Origin of the sequence: [Phormidium] sp. LEGE 05292 (assembly GCF_015207735.1) — a bacterium.
Taxonomy (GTDB): Bacteria; Cyanobacteriota; Cyanobacteriia; order Cyanobacteriales; family Aerosakkonemataceae; genus Floridanema.
Map to the genome: position 1 here is coordinate 18706 of NZ_JADEWG010000063.1, position 18272 is coordinate 36977.

Genomic DNA, 18272 nt, shown 5'->3' on the forward strand with positions numbered 1-18272 from the left:
TGCCTTGGCAATGACGTACTATGAGAAGGCATATTCTGCGATTTTAGCAGCATAGTACTCTTAGCAATTATGACAACAATTTCTGATTTTCTTAGCCATCTTAACCCTAGTCAACGTCGCGCAGTGGAACATCACTGCGGTTCTCTGTTGGTTGTTGCTGGCGCAGGTTCCGGTAAAACTAGAGCTTTGACTTATCGGATTGCCAACCTCATCCTTAAACATAAAATCGATCCAGAAAATATTCTCGCTGTCACTTTTACTAATAAGGCGGCGCGGGAAATGAAGGAACGGATTGAAAAATTGTTTGCGGAACAAACAGTAGAGAAAACTACTGGGAAAACTTTTGCATCTTTGTTACCACAGGAACAGACTCATTGGCGATCGCGCATTTACAAAGAATACATTAAACCTCTCTGGGTGGGAACTTTTCACAGTCTTTGCGCTCGCATTTTGAGATACGATATAGAAAAATATCAAGACCAAAAGGGTCGTAAATGGAATCGCAACTTTTCTATATTTGATGAATCTGACACCAGAAGTTTGGTTAAAGATATTGTTACTAAACAACTTAACTTAGATGACAAAAAATTTGATCCTAGTTCGGTTCGTTACGCTATTAGTAATGCAAAAAATTTGGGGTTATCTCCTCAAGAATTTGAACGAGAACAGCCCAATTTTCGCGGAAGAGTAATTGCTGATGTTTACAGTCGCTATCAAGATGCTTTAGCCGAAAATAATGCCCTAGATTTTGATGATTTAATTTCTGTTCCAGTCCAACTGTTCAAGCAAAATGAGTCAGTTTTAGGTTATTGGCATCGCCGTTTTCAACATATTTTAGTTGATGAATATCAGGACACTAACCGCATTCAGTATGACCTAATTCGGTTGTTGGTTACTAACGGAGAGAACCCGAAAAAATTTGATAATTGGTCAAGTCGATCGGTCTTTGTCGTAGGCGATGTAGACCAAGCAATCTACTCTTTCCGCATGGCAGATTTTCGGATTTTGATGGAATTTCAAGAAGACTTTGGCGATGGTTTACCCGATGAAAAAACTCAATCAATGGTGAAGTTGGAGGAAAACTATCGTTCTAGAGAAAACATCTTACAAGCAGCAAACCAGTTAATTGAAAATAACACACAACGCATTGATAAAGTATTGCGTCCAACTCGCGGCGAAGGAGAACCCATTTTCCTGCATCGTGCAGACAACGAACTGGATGAAGCAGATTTTGTCTTACAACAAATTCGTCAGTTAGAACGCCAAGATAATGGATTTGATTTAGGTGATTTTGCGATTCTTTACCGCACTAATGCTCAGTCTCGTCCTTTTGAAGATGCTTTGTTGCGATCGGGAATTCCTTACACAATGGTAGGCGGGTTAAAGTTTTACGATCGCAAAGAAATCAAAGACGCTTTGGCATATTTGCGCTTAATTGTTAACCCTGATGATAGCGTCAGTTTGTTGCGAGTAATTAATACTCCCCGGCGCGGAATTGGCAAAACTACAATAGATAACTTGGTAGTTGCTGCTAGAGAATTGAGCATACCTTTATGGGAAATTATCAGCGATGAAGTATCAGTAAATAATTTAGCTGGACGTGCGGCAAAATCAATTAATAGTTTTTGCCAATTAATTCAAAAATGGCAAATGCAATTAGAAGTTTTACCAGCTTCGCAAATTGTCCAAGGAATTATGGAAGATTCCGGCTACATTGATGATTTGAAAAAGCAAGGAACTGATGAAGCACAGGATCGCTTACAAAACGTCGTTGAATTGTTTAACGCCGTGAAGCAATTTGAAGAAGAAAATGATGAACCTAGCTTAGGTAATTTTTTAGAAAATGCTTCCTTATCTTCTGATTTAGATAATTTAGAAGATGAGCAAAAAGCTGTTTCTTTAATGACTTTACATTCGGCAAAAGGTTTAGAGTTTCCGGTTGTATTTTTAGTAGGAATGGAACAGGGGTTGCTTCCTCACACTCGCAGTTTAGACGATCCCGCAGCTTTGGAAGAAGAACGACGTTTATGTTATGTTGGCATTACTCGCGCACAGGAAAGATTGTATCTTTCTTATGCTAGAGAAAGACGGTTATGGGGTGAACGCGCACCAGCAATTAATTCGCAATTTTTGAAGGAATTACCCAAAGAATTGTTGAGTAGTAAAATAGATGTAGGTGTTCGCAGTAATTACACAAATTTAACTGCTAAATCTTCAATAGAGCAACCTAAAACCAAGAGCAATAACACTTCTAATACTCTGGGACAAGGTTGGAAAAAAGGCGATCGCGTAGTTCATAAAACCTTCGGTGTAGGAGAAATTAGCCACATTTTTGGAACGGGAAATAAACTGTGTTTAGCAATTAAGTTTCCCAGCGTCGGACAGAAAATTATCGATCCGAAAATTGCCACATTGCAAAGAGTGCAGTAAATAAATATACACAAGCCGCCAGACAAATAAATTCGCGGCTACACAAACAAAGCCTGCGTAGGCAGGCTTTTAAAACTCATGTTTGAGATTATCACAAAAAGCTAAACTTTCTAGACAGAGTGGTTGGATAATGATAAGATTAAATCACAAAATCAGCTGAAAAAAGTAAGCAGGTATGAAAATATATGAAAATATGAGAAAGCTCGATCCAGATTTCTTTATTCACTGCGTAAATTTATAAAAGTTTATAGAGCGGTTAGCGAGTAATTACTGATGAGCTAAATCTGGCAGCCAATTTTGACTATAGATTGCTGTATTTAACTTTTTTTATCATTTTTGACGATCGTTGAGTTAAGTAGGGCTTGCCAGGAATGGAAAAACGATTAATTTCTCTTTATATTATCCAAGCTAAAATAGGGTGGGTTTTCCCCATCCTATAAATTTTTATTGATACCTTGCATTGCCAAAATAGCAGAACCATAAGCTGCTTGTGTGTGCGTTGGGTTTAAAATTGGAACTTGTAAATAACGTTCCCTAATTTTCGTCCAAGTTGGATTTTTCGCACCGCCACCAGCAGTATAAACGCAAGTTAACGGAGTTGCACCTAACTGCTTTAATAATTCATATCCTCTCGCTTCAATTCTGGCGATGCTTTCTAATAAACCATGCAAAAATTCAACGGAATTTTCGGGACGTGGTTCTAATTTAGGTGGTAAATTTGGGTCGTTAATGGGAAACCGATCTCCTGGCTTTAACAAAGGATAATAATCAAGGTTACTTGGTTTTTCTGCATTAATTTGAGAACTTAAACTTTCTAATTCTGAATCGCTAAAGAAACTTTTTAACACAGCCCCTCCGGTATTAGAAGCTCCACCAACTAACCACAAATCTCCCAATCTATGACTATAAATTCCATATTTTGCCTCATCAACGCGAGTATTACTTAATAATTTAATTACTAAAGTAGAGCCTAAAGATGTACTCGCTTCCCCTGGTAATTTTGCACCACTAGCTAGAAAAGCCGCAATACTATCAGTTGTACCTGCACAGACAAGGCAATCTTTTTTTAATTTCAAACTTGCGGCTATTTCCGAGGTAACTTCAGCAATAGCAGTTCCGGGAGTAAGAACATTTGGTAAGTGAAAAGGTATTTCTAAGTTTTTAATCCATTCAGGATAGCAAAGTTTCTCTACATCATAACCAAGTTTCAAAGCATTGTGATAATCGCTAATTCCCAATTGTCCATGTAATAAAAAAGCTAACCAATCAGCTTGATGTAGGAAAAAAAGATCCCCCCTAGCCCCCCTTACTAAGGGGGGGATAATATCTTGCCACCATAAAAGTTTTGCTAATGAAGAGGTAGCACTGATTACTGTATGATTTGGTGGTGCAATTTCTTTGAGTTTATCGATTACTTTTGCGCCTCTGGAATCGTTGTATAAAATTGGTGAATCAATGGGGTTGCCAGTTTGGTCACATAATAATACTGTAGAAGATGTTCCGTTAATGGCGATCGCACAAATTCCCCCTCTAATTTCTTCCGGTATTTCAGCAATTAAAGAAAGCAAAGCTTGTTGCCAAATTGTTGTTAAATTATCCGTTGAATCTGCAAATAAATATTGTGTTTCAGCTTGAATAATTCCTGCTGAATCTATTACTATTGCCCGTGCGCCAGAAGTGCCAAAATCAATGCCAAGGTAGAAATTCATGAAAAATATAGTTAATTTCCTAGACAAAAATAGCGTTTTTATAGTATAAATTATTTATGACTATTCCATATGAAATAATTGCTCTTATCGAGCAGCTAAATAATGAATTGAATCAAATTGAGCGGGAAGCGACAGAGGGAAGAATTCTTGCTAGAGCTATCTTGTCTCGATTCCCTGATAATTTTTCACTAATTCAACTGTTTGCTACTCTTAATAATCATTTAGTGTTTGTGCAAATATCTAGAAGACGGATAGAGTATTATGGGATAATTTTGGAAACGGGTACTGCTACAGAGCAACAAGTTCAAGAAGCAGGTGAAGACTTGTCAGAACTACTAGGTCGGGCGTTGGACGCTAAAATAGTTGTTAATAGGATTAAAACTGGGTTGCAGGAAGGATTATGACAGAAAAAGTTTTAAACGAAAAGAAATTGCTGGAGATTTTAGAGTTAGCCAAAACTGGCGAACAGCAGCTTAAAGAGATAAGTGAAATGGCAACAGCAATGGCAGAGAAATACCAACGCTGGTACGAAGAGGGAATGGCTAGAAAGCAGAAAGAAGAACAGGTGAAATGAAACAAAAAGAACTAGATGAAAAGGAACTGCTAGAGATTCTAGAATTGGCAAAAGAAGCTGAACAGAAAGCCAGGAAAATGTGCCAGTCGATAACTGCTCATGCAGAAAAGTGGCGACTGAGAACGGAAGCTAAACGGGCGGAGGCTGCACAGAAGCAGGAAGTTTGAAGCTGAAGCTAAACGGGCTTGTTTAGATCAACACCTTTAGCTTGCAGTAAAGCGTTATAAAAATCGGTGAGATTGGCACGGATTACACCGTTTTTAATTTTATAGTACCCACAGCGCATTGCTATTCGTTTAGGGGGTAAGTGGGAAAGTTTTTTAACTTTTTGAAGTAGTGCATCTCCAGTCAGTCGGACTTTTCGAGTTCTATTTCTACCCCTTTTCGGTGTGCTTGGCTGTTTAAATAATTCTAAAATTCTTTGTTTCAAAGTTACTAAGTCGTCTGTGGCAGCATCCGCTTCATAAATAGATTCCGTTGCTGCATTGAAGGCATCAGCATCTAAGGCAAAATATAAAGAAGTAGCCGATCTAGCTTGTTGAAAAGCTCCTAAATAAGCTGATAACTCTGCCTCACCTGCATCCATCTTTTCTTGCAAATCCCATTGAATTTCATCCAATTGGTTAACCAAAGATTCAATTTTTTCCCTTAAAGATTCGTCACCGTAATTGCCAATTTCTATTGCTTTTAATGCTTGGGCAACAATTGGGTCGTTTAAACTAGTGCGTTCAATTGCAAATTGGCTGGCAACTAAAGCCGCATTTCGTTGTTGGGAAACAGATGCTTTTTTGAGAAGTGTAGATAAATCGCTATCAAGCAATTCTAAACGATTTTCTGTCATCTGTACTTAGCTCCTTGGACTCGATTTTTTAGGGCTGGCAACTATCCCGTTAGCTCTTTCAATCACCTGAACACAATTATCACAAACAGGTCGTCCGGCTGCTACTGCAATTACTTTATAATTATTAGTTATAGCCCAACCAATAATGTCGGCTTCAGCATGACCATTACCAGGAATAACAGTTTCTCCAGTTTTGATTGCTGACTTTACTCCTGGTCGCAAGTAACCTCTAAGTTCGCTGGTTCCTATTACGATTTTACGATTTCCTTGCAGGTCTTCTACTACTGCTGCTGCCATTGTTACTCTTCCCTGTGCAAGTGGTGATAAAGCTTGTTGTAATGCGATCGCTCTTGCATAAGCAACATTTTCAGGATTACCGAAAAGTTCGGCTTCTGTGTAATCTTCTGACAGTTTTGTTTCCTCCTCATTAGCACCACAGGAATTTTTTATGCTGATACACGGATATGAATAGATAAATTATAGGCTACTGTCGATCGCTAACCCAATCTCAGCCGACGAAAACTTGATCGCACAAATTTATGGTGAAAAGTGCGATCGCTCCCCAAATATTACCTTTTACTACGCTATTTGACTTTCAACTTTTGCTTTTTCGCTGATTTATTGGGCTAATCCTAAGCCAAATTTCACCAGTTCTCTTAATTTTTATCTCAACATCATGTTCTTTGTTTGATATCGCAAAAGCCATAGCTCCTACTGTAGCTCCTACTGTAGCTCCAATAACACCACCTAGTGCTACTCCAACAGGACCACCAACAAAACCACCCACTATTGCTCCAACTCCAGCAGCACCACCAGCAGCAGCAATTTGGTAAAGAGCATTATAGTTAATTGCAGTAAACGCAGCAGCAGAAGGTACAAATGCTCCTGTATGTAAGTTTACCCATGTTCCTGATTTGTGCTTGTGTAACTCAAAAATACTTTTTAGTCTTTCTGGAAGATCTGAATATCGCTGATAGTCTGTAATAACCTCTACTGGCTCATCCTGTTCTAAAGCTACCTTTAACTCACGATAAAACTTCTCTGTATCTTGGAAAACTAACTTTCGCATACAGTTCTCAACTAGCAATATGCTAGTAATAAATTATTACTTATTATACCCGTATTTATTGCTCAATCCTCATACTAAATCCGGGTTAGCTACTCCCGCTATCTTCTGCTGCTTCTTTCTTCGTTTCCTTCGTGTCTTACGCGCTACGCGCACGCTACGCGAACGTGGTTCGATGTTTTAAAAGCCCCTGCGACTAAAGTCACAGGCTATAAAAACAAAACCTGCCTTCGCAGGTTATAAAATTAGAGTCCGCGTAGGCGGACTTTGTTTGTATAGCTGCGGTTTCAACCGCCAAATCTTGAACAAACATCCTCTTAAGAAAACGCCTCTTCCTCCTCATCAATTAACTCATCAATCATATCCTGCGCCACATCTTCGGAAATATCCAAAGCTTCCGCTAACTGAGACAAAAAACTTTCCTCATCCTCATCAATTTTCTGATCGACTAACACCATTTCTGCCACTGCTTGAAATGAAATTTCCGCCAAATCATCAGTTCTTTTAATAGATTCCACTGCGGTTCTAAATAAAACCCCAATCCCCTCCTCATTCAAAAATTTAGTGATTTTATCGATCATCTTCTGAAACTCATCAACTGAGTAACTATCGAAGATATCCTGAGTATTGATAATATTAATTGCCTCCTCACTTTCCTCTTCTGAAGGTTGACCATTAGCGTAAACTGCTACCATGACGATCGCAGCCACAGCCTCTTCTGGACTCAGATTTTGTTTGCTAGTAATCTCTACATCAAAGATTTCTTGATACTTCACCACTTTCATCTCCTCCTAAGTTGATTAATTATCAGTTCTGCTCAATAAAAATGCCCAATTTACTAAACTAAACACTGTTCAATTGTTGCCACTACAGATTCAGCCAAAGTCGCTAAATCGTAACCTCCCTCTAAACCAAAAACAATCCGCCGAGTTAACTTTAAGCAATACTCTGTAAACAAGGCAAAATCATGAGGTTGTAAATCAATTCTGGCTAAAGGATCGTCAGCATTAGCATCATATCCCGCACTAACAATTAGTAAATCTGGGCGATAAATCGATAAAAATGGCATTACTTCCGATTCAAATGCCCTTTGATATTCTGCAATAGCACTACCCGGAGGTAGAGGAATATTTAACACATTTTTATATTCACCTCGTTCATCTGCATAACCTGTTCCTGGATAACAAGGCGACTGATGCAACGAACAATAAGCCAACTTGGGATGATGTTCGACAAAGTTTTGTGTACCATTGCCGTGATGCACATCCCAATCTAAAATTGCTACTCGTTTAATATCCGGTTGTTCCAAAGCGTAACAAGCTGCGATCGCTGCATTGGAAAACAAACAAAAACCCATTCCCCGATCGGGTTCTGCATGATGTCCCGGTGGACGCGCCAAGACAAACGCCGGATCTTGGGTTGCCAAAACGCGATCGACTCCATCCAACCAAGCATTCACCGCTAATAAACCAACATCGTAACTATAAGCCGAAACCGGAGTATCACCATCCAAATTTCCCCCACCACGTTTCGCAATTGATTCCACCCTTTCAATATGTTCCTGAGTATGTACCTTTTGCAGCCAAGACATCACATCTCTATTTGCCACTGGTGTTGGTAATTCCCACTTTAATTGGTTAGCGAATGGAACCTCTTTCAAAGCTTCCACAATTGCAATTAAGCGTTGTGGACGTTCTGGATGAAATGAACCAGTATCGTGTAGCAAAAATTCATCAGAATAAATGATAGGTAACATAATTTGCAGTAATTAGAAAAAAGAGTGGTTCTTGAGGAATTTTGTCCACCTTAGCAACAGATGGAAAACAGATTTAATACTGGAGAAAGTTTTTTCCGAAAAGCAAGACCTGTAGCATATAAAAAGCAAATGTTTTGTATTTTTAGTTTCACTTTTTAATTTGGGAAATAAATCGTGCCACCAAGAAAGCTTTCCCCCACCGATCGAACACAAAGTTGGACATTTCCGCAATTGTTGGGAATAGTAAGGCGTAATCCGCTGATGATTTCCCGCTGGGTTTTACGCTGGATGGTACTCGGTACAGTTTGCGGTTTATTCGCTGGATTGTATTGGAACATCCTAGAGTGGATGATTCACTTTTTGAGTCAGTTTAAAGGTCTGACTGTACTGATTGTAATGCCGTTAGCTGGTTTAATTATCGGTTTGGTAATTCATTTTTTGGGAAATCCGGGCGAAATCGGCGTAATTGTCGATAATATTCATTTTCGTGGTGGTAGACTGGATGCCCGTAAAAATCCTGCCATGATTCTCGCATCTTTAGTCAGTATATCTGCGGGTGGCAGTGCTGGGCCAGAAGCACCTTTGGTACAGGTTACGGGTTCTTTCGGTACTTGGGTTGCAGACCGCTGGAAATTAGAAGGCGAAGACTTGAGGACTATTAGTTTAGCTGCGATGGCTGCGGGTTTTACGGCTTTATTTGGCGCACCATTGGGAGGTGCTGTGTTTGCATTAGAAATTCTCCATCATCAGCACGTTTTGGAATACTACGAAGCCTTGATGCCAGCGATCGTTTCTAGCTGTGCAAGTTATTTAGTTTTTGCGACAATTACTCATTTAGGAATTGCCCCAACTTGGCATTTTCCCCAATATGGTTTACACAACATTGATGATTTCGCTTTGGCGATCGCTTATGGCATAATTGGAGCCGTCGCCGGATGGATTTTTATGGCAATTTTTCGCAGTTGCGATCGCACTTTTGCCCACCTTCCCGGCCCTATTTATTTCCGTACCACAATTGCAGGTTTAGCATTGGGAATTTTCGCCTTTTTCTTCCCCTTAACTCGTTACTTTGGACATGAAGAATTAGAGCTAATTTTGACTGAAAATTTTCCTGCAACACTTCTGTTAACTTTAGCTTTTGCTAAGATGGCAACCATTAGCATGACCGTCACAGGTGGCTGGCGTGGCGGTTTCATTATTCCGCTGTTTTTTACAGGGGCTTGTATTGGAAAAGCGATCGCCCTTTTCATACCCGGACTAAACCCTGCATTAGCCATGATTTGTACAATGGCAGCCCTCAACTCTGCTGTGACGCGCACTCCTGTTAGTACCACTTTACTAGTATCCAAACTGACGAATATTAGCCCCTTTACTCCCATACTTTTCGCCAGTTTAATCGGCTTTTTCTTAGCTCCCAAAGTCCCCCTAATTGCTTCGCAACTGAAAATGCAAAAAGAGGCTCTCACCGAATAATTATTTACGCATTAATCATTGGTTATTAGTCATTTATCATTTGCGAAAAATTCCTTTCTCTCTATTCATTGATTGCTTTTTCAACTTACTAATAACCAGCAACCAATGATGAATAACCAATGACTAATGACAAATTACAACTGACAACAGCCAAAAAAGCCAAAATGTGATAGAATTTTAGTAGTAATTTTCAATTCTTGAAAGCCAGATTCACTGACTTTTCAATTAGTTGTATTTTAGCAACATTTATCTCTCATTTTTGGAGTTTTTCACCGTATGACCACTTCCCAGGAGCGGATTATACCCACGGATTTAGGGAACGAGATGTCCCGGTCTTACCTGGAATACGCAATGAGCGTGATTGTAGGGCGGGCACTCCCAGATGCTAGGGATGGTCTGAAACCAGTACATCGGCGCATTCTGTATGCAATGCACGAATTGGGACTCACCCCAGACCGCCCATTTAGAAAGTGCGCCCGTGTGGTAGGGGAAGTGTTAGGTAAGTACCACCCGCACGGAGACACAGCAGTATATGACGCACTAGTGCGGATGGCGCAAGACTTCTCCATGCGATCGCCCCTGATCAACGGACATGGCAACTTCGGTTCGGTAGACAACGACCCACCAGCAGCAATGCGTTACACCGAATGTCGCTTGCAAGCACTCGCTACCGAAGCAATGCTGCGGGATATTGAAGCCGAAACCGTTGATTTTGCTGATAACTTCGACGGTTCGCAACAAGAACCCGTAGTTTTACCCGCCAGAGTTCCCCAACTTTTGCTCAATGGTTCATCTGGTATCGCAGTGGGAATGGCAACCAACATTCCGCCACATAATTTAGGCGAATTAATTGATGGTTTAATTGCCTTAATTCATAATCCAGAAATTACCGATCTTCAGTTAATTCGCTATATTCCTGGCCCTGATTTTCCCACAGGTGGACAAATATTAGGAACCTCAGCAATTAAAGAAGCTTATACCACTGGACGCGGTTCCATTACGATGCGGGGTGTTGCTAATATTGAAACTATTGAACATCGTGGTAGGCCCGATCGAGAAGCGATCGTCATTACCGAATTACCTTACCAAACAAACAAAGCAGCATTAATCGAAAAAATTGCCGAATTAGTCAACGATAAAAGACTAGAAGGAATAGCAGATATTCGGGATGAAAGCGATCGCGACGGCATGAGAGTCGTCATCGAATTAAAACGCGATGCCTACCCCAGAGTTGTCCTGAATAACCTTTACAAACAAACCCCATTACAAGCAAATTTTGGCGCAAATATGCTGGCGTTAGTCAATGGCGAACCCCAGCTATTAACCATAAAACAATTCCTCGATGTCTTCCTAGACTTTCGCATTGAATGTATTACCAGACGCACCCAATACGAACTGCGAAAAGCCGAAGAAAGAGACCACATTCTGCAAGGGTTGTTAATTGCCCTAGCCAACTTAGATAGAATAATCGAATTAATTCGCCATGCTGCCGATGCGCCCACCGCACGCCAAGAATTGATCGAAAATTATGGACTTTCTGAACCTCAAGCCGACGCAATCTTACAAATGCAATTGCGCCGTCTGACAGCTTTAGAAGCCGAAAAAATTAGCCAAGAACATGAAGAATTAGTTGCTAAAATTGCTGACTTGCGCGACATCTTACAACGTCGGGAACGCATCTTAGAAATCATCGAAACCGAAGCAGCACAGCTAAAAACCACCTTTGCCACACCCAGAAGAACAGTCATCGAACACGGCGAAGGTGAACTCGACGACACCGATTTAATTGCTAATGAAAAAGCCTTGATTCTCTTAACTGAACAAGGTTACATCAAGAGAATGCCAGTCAGCACCTTTGAAGCTCAAAGTCGGGGAACTCGTGGCAAAGCAGCTAACAAAATGAAAGAGGATGATGTCGTCGAACATTTCCTCACCTGTTGCGATCACGACAGCGTTTTGTTCTTCAGCGATAAAGGCGTTGTTTACTGCTTAAAAGCTTACCAAATTCCCACTTCATCGCGTACCGCGAGAGGCGTTCCCATAGTCCAAATGTTACCCATTCCTGTCGATGAAAAAATCACTTCAATGGTAGCGGTAGCCGAATTTAGCAACGATGAATACTTGGTAATGTTAACCAAGCAAGCCTACATTAAGAAAACCCAACTTTCGGCATTTAGTAACATCAGGGCAAATGGATTAATTGCAATTTCCTTAGAAGAAGGCGACCAATTACGTTGGGTCAGACGCGCCAGAGTTGAAGATAGTATTATTATCGGATCGCGTCAAGGAATGGCAATTCACTTCAAAGCAGATCATAATCAATTGCGTCCTTTAGGTCGTGCCACCAGAGGCGTAAGGGCAATGAGATTAGAAAATGGCAATGAAATAATTAGCATGGATGTTTTGCCCAGTTCAATTGTTGCTAACATTGCTGAAGTAAGCGAGGCTGAACCTGAATTAGAAGCCGAAGAAACTATTAGTAATGGAGAAGAAGTACTCAACGGAACACAAGGGCCTTGGGTATTAGTTGTCACCAATGGCGGCTATGGAAAACGAGTGCCAGTTTCCCAATTTAAGTTATATAGTCGGGCAACAAAAGGCAAAATTGCGATTAAATTCCGCAAGCAAAATGATACATTAGCCTCACTTTTAATCGTCAATGAAGATGCTGAATTGATGATGGTAACAACGAGAGGAATTATTATTCGTCAAGCGGTGAATGCTATTCCTTCCCAATCTCAATATGCCACAGGTGTAAGAGTGCAAAGGTTGGATGAGGATGATGCGATCGCAGCCGTCGCCATAGTTCCTCCCACAAATGGCGAAGAAGAAGAAGTTGAATAATAATAGTCAAGGTGGGTTTTCTCCCACCTTACTTTTTAGATTCAATGAAAAATTCAACAAAATTGCGCTTAATTATTAGCTTCATCAGTGGCATTTTAATGGGGATGACAGCCGCACCTTTCGGTGTTTGGCCTTTAGCATGGATTGCTTTAATTCCCTTATGGATTTTTACAGTAAAAAGCCAAAAATCTGAAAAAAGTCTCTACCTCTACGCTATACTTTGGGCGATCGGCTATCATGGCTTAACTTTATCTTGGATTCTTGGACTTCATCCCTTGACTTGGTTGGGAATTCCTTGGATTTTGAGTTTAGCGATCGCACTAGGAGCACTACTATTATTTACAATTTGGGGCATTGTCTTAGTAACTATTTGGGCTGTTAGTAGCAGAGCAATTTTTCAATTCATTCAAAATAATAAATACACAATTCCCAACAGTTTAATTCGCGTATTAATCGGCACAACTCTGTGGTGTGTTCTCGAATATATTTGGAGTGCAGGCCCTTTTTGGTGGACTTCCTTATCCTTTACTCAAAGTCCCCATAACTTGGCAATTTTACATTTGAGTCAAATCTCTGGCCCAAATACAATTAACGCCGTAATTGTTGCCGTAAATGGTTTAATAGCTGAAGCTTTGATGTCTGGAAAATTACAGACAAATTCGCCAATTTTTAGGTTTCATAAAGGCTATTTGAGTCTTGCCATTGGACTATTAATTACTTCCCATTTAGTAGGATGGGCAATTTACAGCCAACCATTAAACGAACAACCAAACAACACTTTAAAAGTAGGAATTATTCAAGGCAATATTGCTAACAGAATTAAATTTACTCCCGAAGGTTTGCGTCTTTCCGCAATCAGATATATCAATGGATATCGTAATTTAGCTCAGCAAGGAGTAGCAGCAGTTTTGACTCCCGAAGGCGCTTTATCATCTCAATGGAGTGACCCACCATTAACAATTAACCCTTTTTATCAAGCTATTTTGGACGAAAAAGTAGTTGCTTGGATAGGCGCACATCGTCGCACAGGAAATAGTTATACCAACAGCTTATTTACTGTTACTGGAACAGGCGAAATTTTCAGCCGCTACGACAAAGTAAACTTAGTAGCTTTTGGTGAATACGTACCTTTTCGAGACATTTTAGGGCGGATATTTCCCCAAGTTTCCGCAGTCGGATCGGATCAAATTCCTGGTGTATCTAATCAAGTATTTGATACACCTTTTGGTCGCGCCATTGTCGGTATTTGTTATGATTCAGCATTTACCCGCCATTTTCAACGCCAAACAGCTTTAGGAGGGGAATTTATTCTCACATCATCTAACAATGACCCTTATAATGCTGCCATGCAATTTCAACATCATGCACAGGATGTTTTACGGGCAATAGAAAACGATCGCTGGGCAGTAAGAGCAACCAATACAGGTTATTCTGCTATTGTCGATCCTCATGGCAAAACTAAATGGATCTCTCAAACTAAAACCTTTCAAATTCATGCTGACACAGTTTATCGTCGTCAAACTGAAACCTTATATGTCCGTTGGGGAGATTGGTTAACACCACTTTTATTACTAATTTCCGCAGTCATTTTAACCTTAAGTTCGTTGTGAGCACTTCAGTGCTCTATCACGACTAAAGTCGCTACAACGGACTTATTCTATTGGATGTTGACCGTAAAAAGGTAAAGCTTCCGACCAATGGGGACGTAACCCTTGTTGCCAATCTAAATATGCCAGTTCTAACAAATGAAACACCGACGCACCTATGTTGCTGGAAACTTCAATTAATTTGTAGGGATAAGTTAGTTTTGCCAAAGTTTGTTGCCATACTTCCGGTTTCATCACACTATCTGGTAATAATTCAACCTGCTTGAGATCGTTGACAGATTTTCGATAAACTGCTCCAAAAACTTCGCCGCGACTAGCAGGCATTTGAACTGCGATCGCTTGGTTATCATCCTCCATATCATGCGACCAAGCCACTGCTGCCAAAGTAGAAATAGCAAACAAAGGAATTTCTAATTGCTGCGCCAAAGTGCGGGCAGTAACCACACCAATGCGCGTACCCGTGAAACTACCAGGGCCTTTCGCAACCGCAATAAAAGCCAAGTCTGACCAAGATTGTGGTTGGATCAATTCGGCTAAATACTGATGCAAGTGCGTAGATAAATCATGCCCTAAATTCCAGGTTTGGCAGCGAGTCTCATCAGTAAAATTACTAATACCTATCCCTAACTCCGGGCTACTACTGTGAATACCTAAACCGTATTCTGCCAACTCTGTACACCTTTCCATGAATTCAACCATTCAACAGATTCTTTGTAGCAAAACTTCTCTGTAATACTCCCAGTATAATTCTCATTTCTGCAAAAATTCTGTCGTTAATTCACTAGATCTACTAGCTCTACTTTAGTCAAATCGTTATTCTTACTTAATGAGCCAAGCTAATTTTAAAGATTAGAATAAATTCTGATTCGTGAGTAGTAATTAGCCAAGAGCTGTGACTAAGATAGAATTAGCAATGAACCAAGTATAATAGCAAAAGTCAAGCCAAATACCTGATTCAGCATAAGATAACTAGAATTGAGTTCTAATCTTTTTCCTTAAAATAGCGAAGATCTAGATCACAAAATAAAAAAAAAAGGGCATTATTATCGTATTGATTGTGTAAAACACAATAAGGAGTAACAAAATGAAATTACAAAACGCCGCGACTTTTCTAGGTTTAGCTTGTAGTACAGTTTTAGCCGTTTCTACTGCCGCTCAAGCTGCCAATTTTACCAGTAATGTCAGCCAAACATCAGACCCCGAAGCTGATATTTGGTTGAACTCCATTACTCAGAATGGGAATACATTTAACAAATTTAATTTGGTCAACAAAGCCAAGATTCTCTACAATGACCCTATCAAGGATGTAAAACCTGGACAAACTTCCAATCCAGAACTCGGTCTCTCGGTTAACAACACGGGTGCTGCTAGCACAGACCGAGGTGATAAAGCAAGCAAACCAGGTGGTCGTGAAGTGTCTGGTTTAAATAACCCTACTGATGATGATATTGCTGCATATCTGGGTAACAACAACCTCAACAACATTATTGATGTTGAAGATGGTAAAACCATGAAAATGAACCTGTTCTTCCAAGAAACTATTGTCGCGGATAATACAGGATTAGATAACTTGTTCTTCTGGGAACGGGGTTCGGGACAATGGAATGCCAGCGATCTTTTAATTCAAGCAATTGATGCCAGCGGCAACCTGATCGGTAAATCTCTGTTCCTCGGTCGTAACGATAAACAATATGCTGGCTTTAGCCTTGACACGCTTGAAATTGACAAAGCCCAAGAAGTAGGCTCCTGGGGAGTTAAACTCAGTCAATTGGGAGTAACCTCTGCTGCGGGTATCAGAGTCTTTTCAGATTGGACTATGAATGGGCCTGATTTCAAGGTGATGGCGCGATCGAGTAGTAAAAGCGTACCTGAACCTGCAACCCTCACTGGTTTAGGATTAGTAGCTGCTTCTTTAGCTGCATTTCGCCGTCGTCAAGTTAACAAAATCTCTTAAGAGGCTGCCAAATATACTTCCCTTCTTTTTTAGACATATATGAAAAAGGGTTCATTTTCACTGAACCCTTTTGTTTTTTTTGTGTTTATATAGCAGTCGCTTTCGTCGGTTAGGACATTTCTCTTCTCTATACCCTGTTACCCATTCCCTGTTCAGGAGTTCGCTTTAAATCAAAATTATCATGTTCTAACCGATATGTCCGTTGCTATAAAAGACTGAAGGAAAAAGGTTTGAACCAATCCTTTTCCCGTTTCAAGTAGGTACTAACTCACCGGGACGTAACTTCGCCCATTTACCCATTTCTTGTTTAAAGCTAACGCAGCCTACAACGTCCCATTCCATTTCTACATAATCTTGTCGGGGACGAATGTTAACATTAATGCTGGGTTCAATTGGTTCAAAGTCGGGATCTGCTGTGAGGTGAGGTACCTCATGCTGCGTTTCTACGGCGTGGTAGGTAATACAGCGATCGACATAATGGCAGTTAACGCAAATACACATAGCGTCTTCTCCAGTGGCTTTTTTGTTAATCTAGCTTAGGCGAGTGGGCGATCGCTTAGTCCCTTGGTTGATTTTTGTTGCGATTATCTGAAAAACTACCATGAACCACAGAGACACAGAGAACGCAGAGAGAGAATTTTCGGCTTTGTCTCCTGAAAATTGGCCGTTTGATTTAAAATTGTTGCCGGAATCTGCTTACATGGTAGGTGGTGCGGTAAGAGATGCGCTTTTGGGGAGAAAGCGCGATTATTTGGATTTAGATTTTGTTATCCCGGAAAAAGCAGTAAAGGTTGCCCGTAAAATCGCTACTCACTACAAAGCTGGTTTTGTTTTGTTAGATCCCCAAAGACAAATTGCTAGGGTAGTTTTTCCCCATGCTACTGCTGATTTCGCTCAGCAAGAAGGTGATTCGTTAGAAACTGATTTGCGGCGACGAGATTTTACCATGAATGCGATCGCCTACCACCCCCACACCAACCAAATAATCGATCCCCTGCAAGGTTACACTGATTTAAAGCAAAATCTCATCCGCATGGTATCACCTGCTAACCTGCAAGATGACCCTTTGCGCTTATTCAGAGCATACCGTCAAGCTGCCCAATTAGGTTTTACGATTCAACCAGAAACTCGTTCCGTAATTAAAGAAATCGCACCTTTAATTGGTACAGTTGCAGCTGAAAGAGTCCGAGTGGAATTAGGTTATTTGCTCAATTCTCATTCTGGAATTCCCTGGTTAACTGCTGCTTGGGAAGATGGATTAATTAATATTTGGTTGAGTCACGCTACAGAAAAAAGTTTCCGCCAACTTGTCGCCATTAACTCCGCTGCTACCACATTAGTAAAAATTTGGCCTCAATTAGAAATAGAACTTTCTCAAGCAATTCGTGATACTATCAAAACTCCTTGGTTAAGTCTTGCCAAACTCGCTTGTTTAGTCATAAACGATCCTATTTTGGCGGAATTAGAATTACAAAAACTCTCTTACAGTCGCGCCGAAATCAAAGCGGTAACTACCATATTAAAACTTTTATCACAATTGCATTTAAAGCAAGAATTACCTAATAAAATGTCTTTAAGAGAGCAATATTTTCTATTTCGAGAAGCCGGAAAAGCTTTTCCGATTGTTGCAGTTTCAGCTGTAGCTACAGGAATTTCCATTGAGGCAATTTCGCCTTTAATTAACCGCTATCTTAATCCTAACGATCGAGTTGCTCACCCGATTCCCCTAATTTCTGGCAATGATTTAATGAGAGAACTTAACCTCAACCCTAGCCCAAAACTTGGCGAATTACTTACAGAAATTCAAATTGCTCACATTGAAGGTAAAATTGCTAGTGTTGCAGAAGCGATCGCACTCGCCAGCCAGTTATATGAGCAGGGGAGCAGGGGAGCAAAGGGACACTAAAGCTTTTATTCTGCATTTTCCGAATATGCAAATTAAATGCTCATCACTTTACTAAATCATTAATTCTTAATACTCTGAATCCAAATCCCCAACTAACACTAAGTGATAATAT

General features: G+C 40.3%; 17 protein-coding genes. 9 read left to right on the forward strand and 8 right to left on the reverse strand.

Translation table 11 applies throughout. The annotated features are described in order from the left end of the window. Window positions 1–69: 69 nt before the first annotated feature. On the forward strand, window positions 70–2430 hold the full coding sequence (gene pcrA / locus IQ264_RS17860; protein ID WP_193982153.1) for a DNA helicase PcrA: 2361 nt from the start codon (window positions 70–72) through the stop codon (window positions 2428–2430). Window positions 2431–2864: 434 nt separating this feature from the next. Here the strand turns inward: pcrA and IQ264_RS17865 are convergent, their stop codons facing one another. Further along, window positions 2865–4139, reverse strand: coding sequence for an FGGY-family carbohydrate kinase (locus tag IQ264_RS17865; RefSeq protein WP_193982154.1), 1275 nt, complete (start codon window positions 4137–4139; stop codon window positions 2865–2867). A 56-nt stretch (window positions 4140–4195) separates the two neighbouring features. Here IQ264_RS17865 and IQ264_RS17870 point away from each other — a divergent pair, with 56 nt between their 5' ends. Genes IQ264_RS17870 through IQ264_RS17880 form a run of 3 tightly spaced genes read left to right on the forward strand, consistent with a single transcriptional unit; the run spans window position 4196 to window position 4880 of the window. Continuing rightward, window positions 4196–4543 carry a restriction endonuclease subunit S gene (locus tag IQ264_RS17870; protein WP_193982155.1) on the forward strand — a complete coding sequence of 116 codons (348 nt, stop codon included), beginning with the start codon at window positions 4196–4198 and terminating at the stop codon, window positions 4541–4543. Then, on the forward strand, window positions 4540–4713 hold the full coding sequence (locus tag IQ264_RS17875) for a hypothetical protein (RefSeq protein ID WP_193982156.1): 174 nt from the start codon (window positions 4540–4542) through the stop codon (window positions 4711–4713). Before IQ264_RS17870 ends, IQ264_RS17875 begins: the two co-directional genes overlap by 4 nt. Continuing rightward, a complete protein-coding gene (locus IQ264_RS17880; RefSeq protein ID WP_193982157.1) occupies window positions 4710–4880 on the forward strand; it encodes a hypothetical protein in 171 nt (56 codons plus the stop codon). The genes IQ264_RS17875 and IQ264_RS17880 overlap by 4 nt, the downstream gene beginning before the upstream one ends. A gap of 8 nt (window positions 4881–4888) precedes the next feature. Here the strand turns inward: IQ264_RS17880 and IQ264_RS33700 are convergent, their stop codons facing one another. The 5 genes from IQ264_RS33700 to IQ264_RS17905 all read right to left on the reverse strand — a co-directional run bounded on the left by IQ264_RS33700 (window position 4889) and on the right by IQ264_RS17905 (window position 8376). Then, window positions 4889–5554: a hypothetical protein gene (locus IQ264_RS33700; protein WP_193982158.1), complete on the reverse strand. Its 666-nt coding sequence runs from the start codon at window positions 5552–5554 to the stop codon at window positions 4889–4891. Between the two features lie 6 nt (window positions 5555–5560). Beyond that, complete coding sequence (locus IQ264_RS17890) at window positions 5561–5851, reverse strand: hypothetical protein (protein WP_193982159.1); 291 nt, start codon at window positions 5849–5851, stop codon at window positions 5561–5563. A 298-nt stretch (window positions 5852–6149) separates the two neighbouring features. Next, complete coding sequence (locus IQ264_RS17895; RefSeq protein ID WP_193982160.1) at window positions 6150–6623, reverse strand: hypothetical protein; 474 nt, start codon at window positions 6621–6623, stop codon at window positions 6150–6152. A 314-nt stretch (window positions 6624–6937) separates the two neighbouring features. Continuing rightward, complete coding sequence (locus tag IQ264_RS17900) at window positions 6938–7399, reverse strand: tellurite resistance TerB family protein (protein WP_193982161.1); 462 nt, start codon at window positions 7397–7399, stop codon at window positions 6938–6940. 59 nt (window positions 7400–7458) lie between these two features. Continuing rightward, a complete protein-coding gene (locus IQ264_RS17905; protein ID WP_193982162.1) occupies window positions 7459–8376 on the reverse strand; it encodes a histone deacetylase family protein in 918 nt (305 codons plus the stop codon). Window positions 8377–8550: 174 nt separating this feature from the next. Between IQ264_RS17905 and IQ264_RS17910 the strand changes: the two genes are divergently transcribed. The 3 genes from IQ264_RS17910 to lnt all read left to right on the forward strand — a co-directional run bounded on the left by IQ264_RS17910 (window position 8551) and on the right by lnt (window position 14303). Next, window positions 8551–9849 (forward strand): chloride channel protein, encoded by a 1299-nt coding sequence (locus IQ264_RS17910; protein ID WP_322744736.1) that lies wholly within the window; start codon window positions 8551–8553, stop codon window positions 9847–9849. Window positions 9850–10125: 276 nt separating this feature from the next. Continuing rightward, on the forward strand, window positions 10126–12693 hold the full coding sequence (gene gyrA, locus IQ264_RS17915; RefSeq protein WP_193982163.1) for a DNA gyrase subunit A: 2568 nt from the start codon (window positions 10126–10128) through the stop codon (window positions 12691–12693). Window positions 12694–12737: 44 nt separating this feature from the next. Further along, window positions 12738–14303 carry an apolipoprotein N-acyltransferase gene (gene lnt, locus IQ264_RS17920; RefSeq protein ID WP_193982164.1) on the forward strand — a complete coding sequence of 522 codons (1566 nt, stop codon included), beginning with the start codon at window positions 12738–12740 and terminating at the stop codon, window positions 14301–14303. A 42-nt stretch (window positions 14304–14345) separates the two neighbouring features. On the opposite strand, the gene tsaB is transcribed toward lnt, so the two are convergent. Next, window positions 14346–14999, reverse strand: coding sequence for a tRNA (adenosine(37)-N6)-threonylcarbamoyltransferase complex dimerization subunit type 1 TsaB (gene tsaB / locus IQ264_RS17925; RefSeq protein WP_193982165.1), 654 nt, complete (start codon window positions 14997–14999; stop codon window positions 14346–14348). A gap of 385 nt (window positions 15000–15384) precedes the next feature. Between tsaB and IQ264_RS17930 the strand changes: the two genes are divergently transcribed. Further along, window positions 15385–16254: an exosortase-dependent surface protein XDP2 gene (locus IQ264_RS17930; RefSeq protein ID WP_193982166.1), complete on the forward strand. Its 870-nt coding sequence runs from the start codon at window positions 15385–15387 to the stop codon at window positions 16252–16254. Between the two features lie 252 nt (window positions 16255–16506). Here the strand turns inward: IQ264_RS17930 and IQ264_RS17935 are convergent, their stop codons facing one another. Beyond that, window positions 16507–16755, reverse strand: a complete 249-nt coding sequence (locus tag IQ264_RS17935; protein WP_193982167.1) for a Ycf34 family protein — start codon at window positions 16753–16755, stop codon at window positions 16507–16509. A gap of 100 nt (window positions 16756–16855) precedes the next feature. On the opposite strand from IQ264_RS17935, the gene IQ264_RS17940 reads away from it, so the two are divergent. Further along, entirely contained in the window at window positions 16856–18160 is a 1305-nt protein-coding gene (locus tag IQ264_RS17940) for a CCA tRNA nucleotidyltransferase (protein ID WP_193982168.1), read from the forward strand. The last annotated feature ends 112 nt before the right edge of the window (window positions 18161–18272 follow it).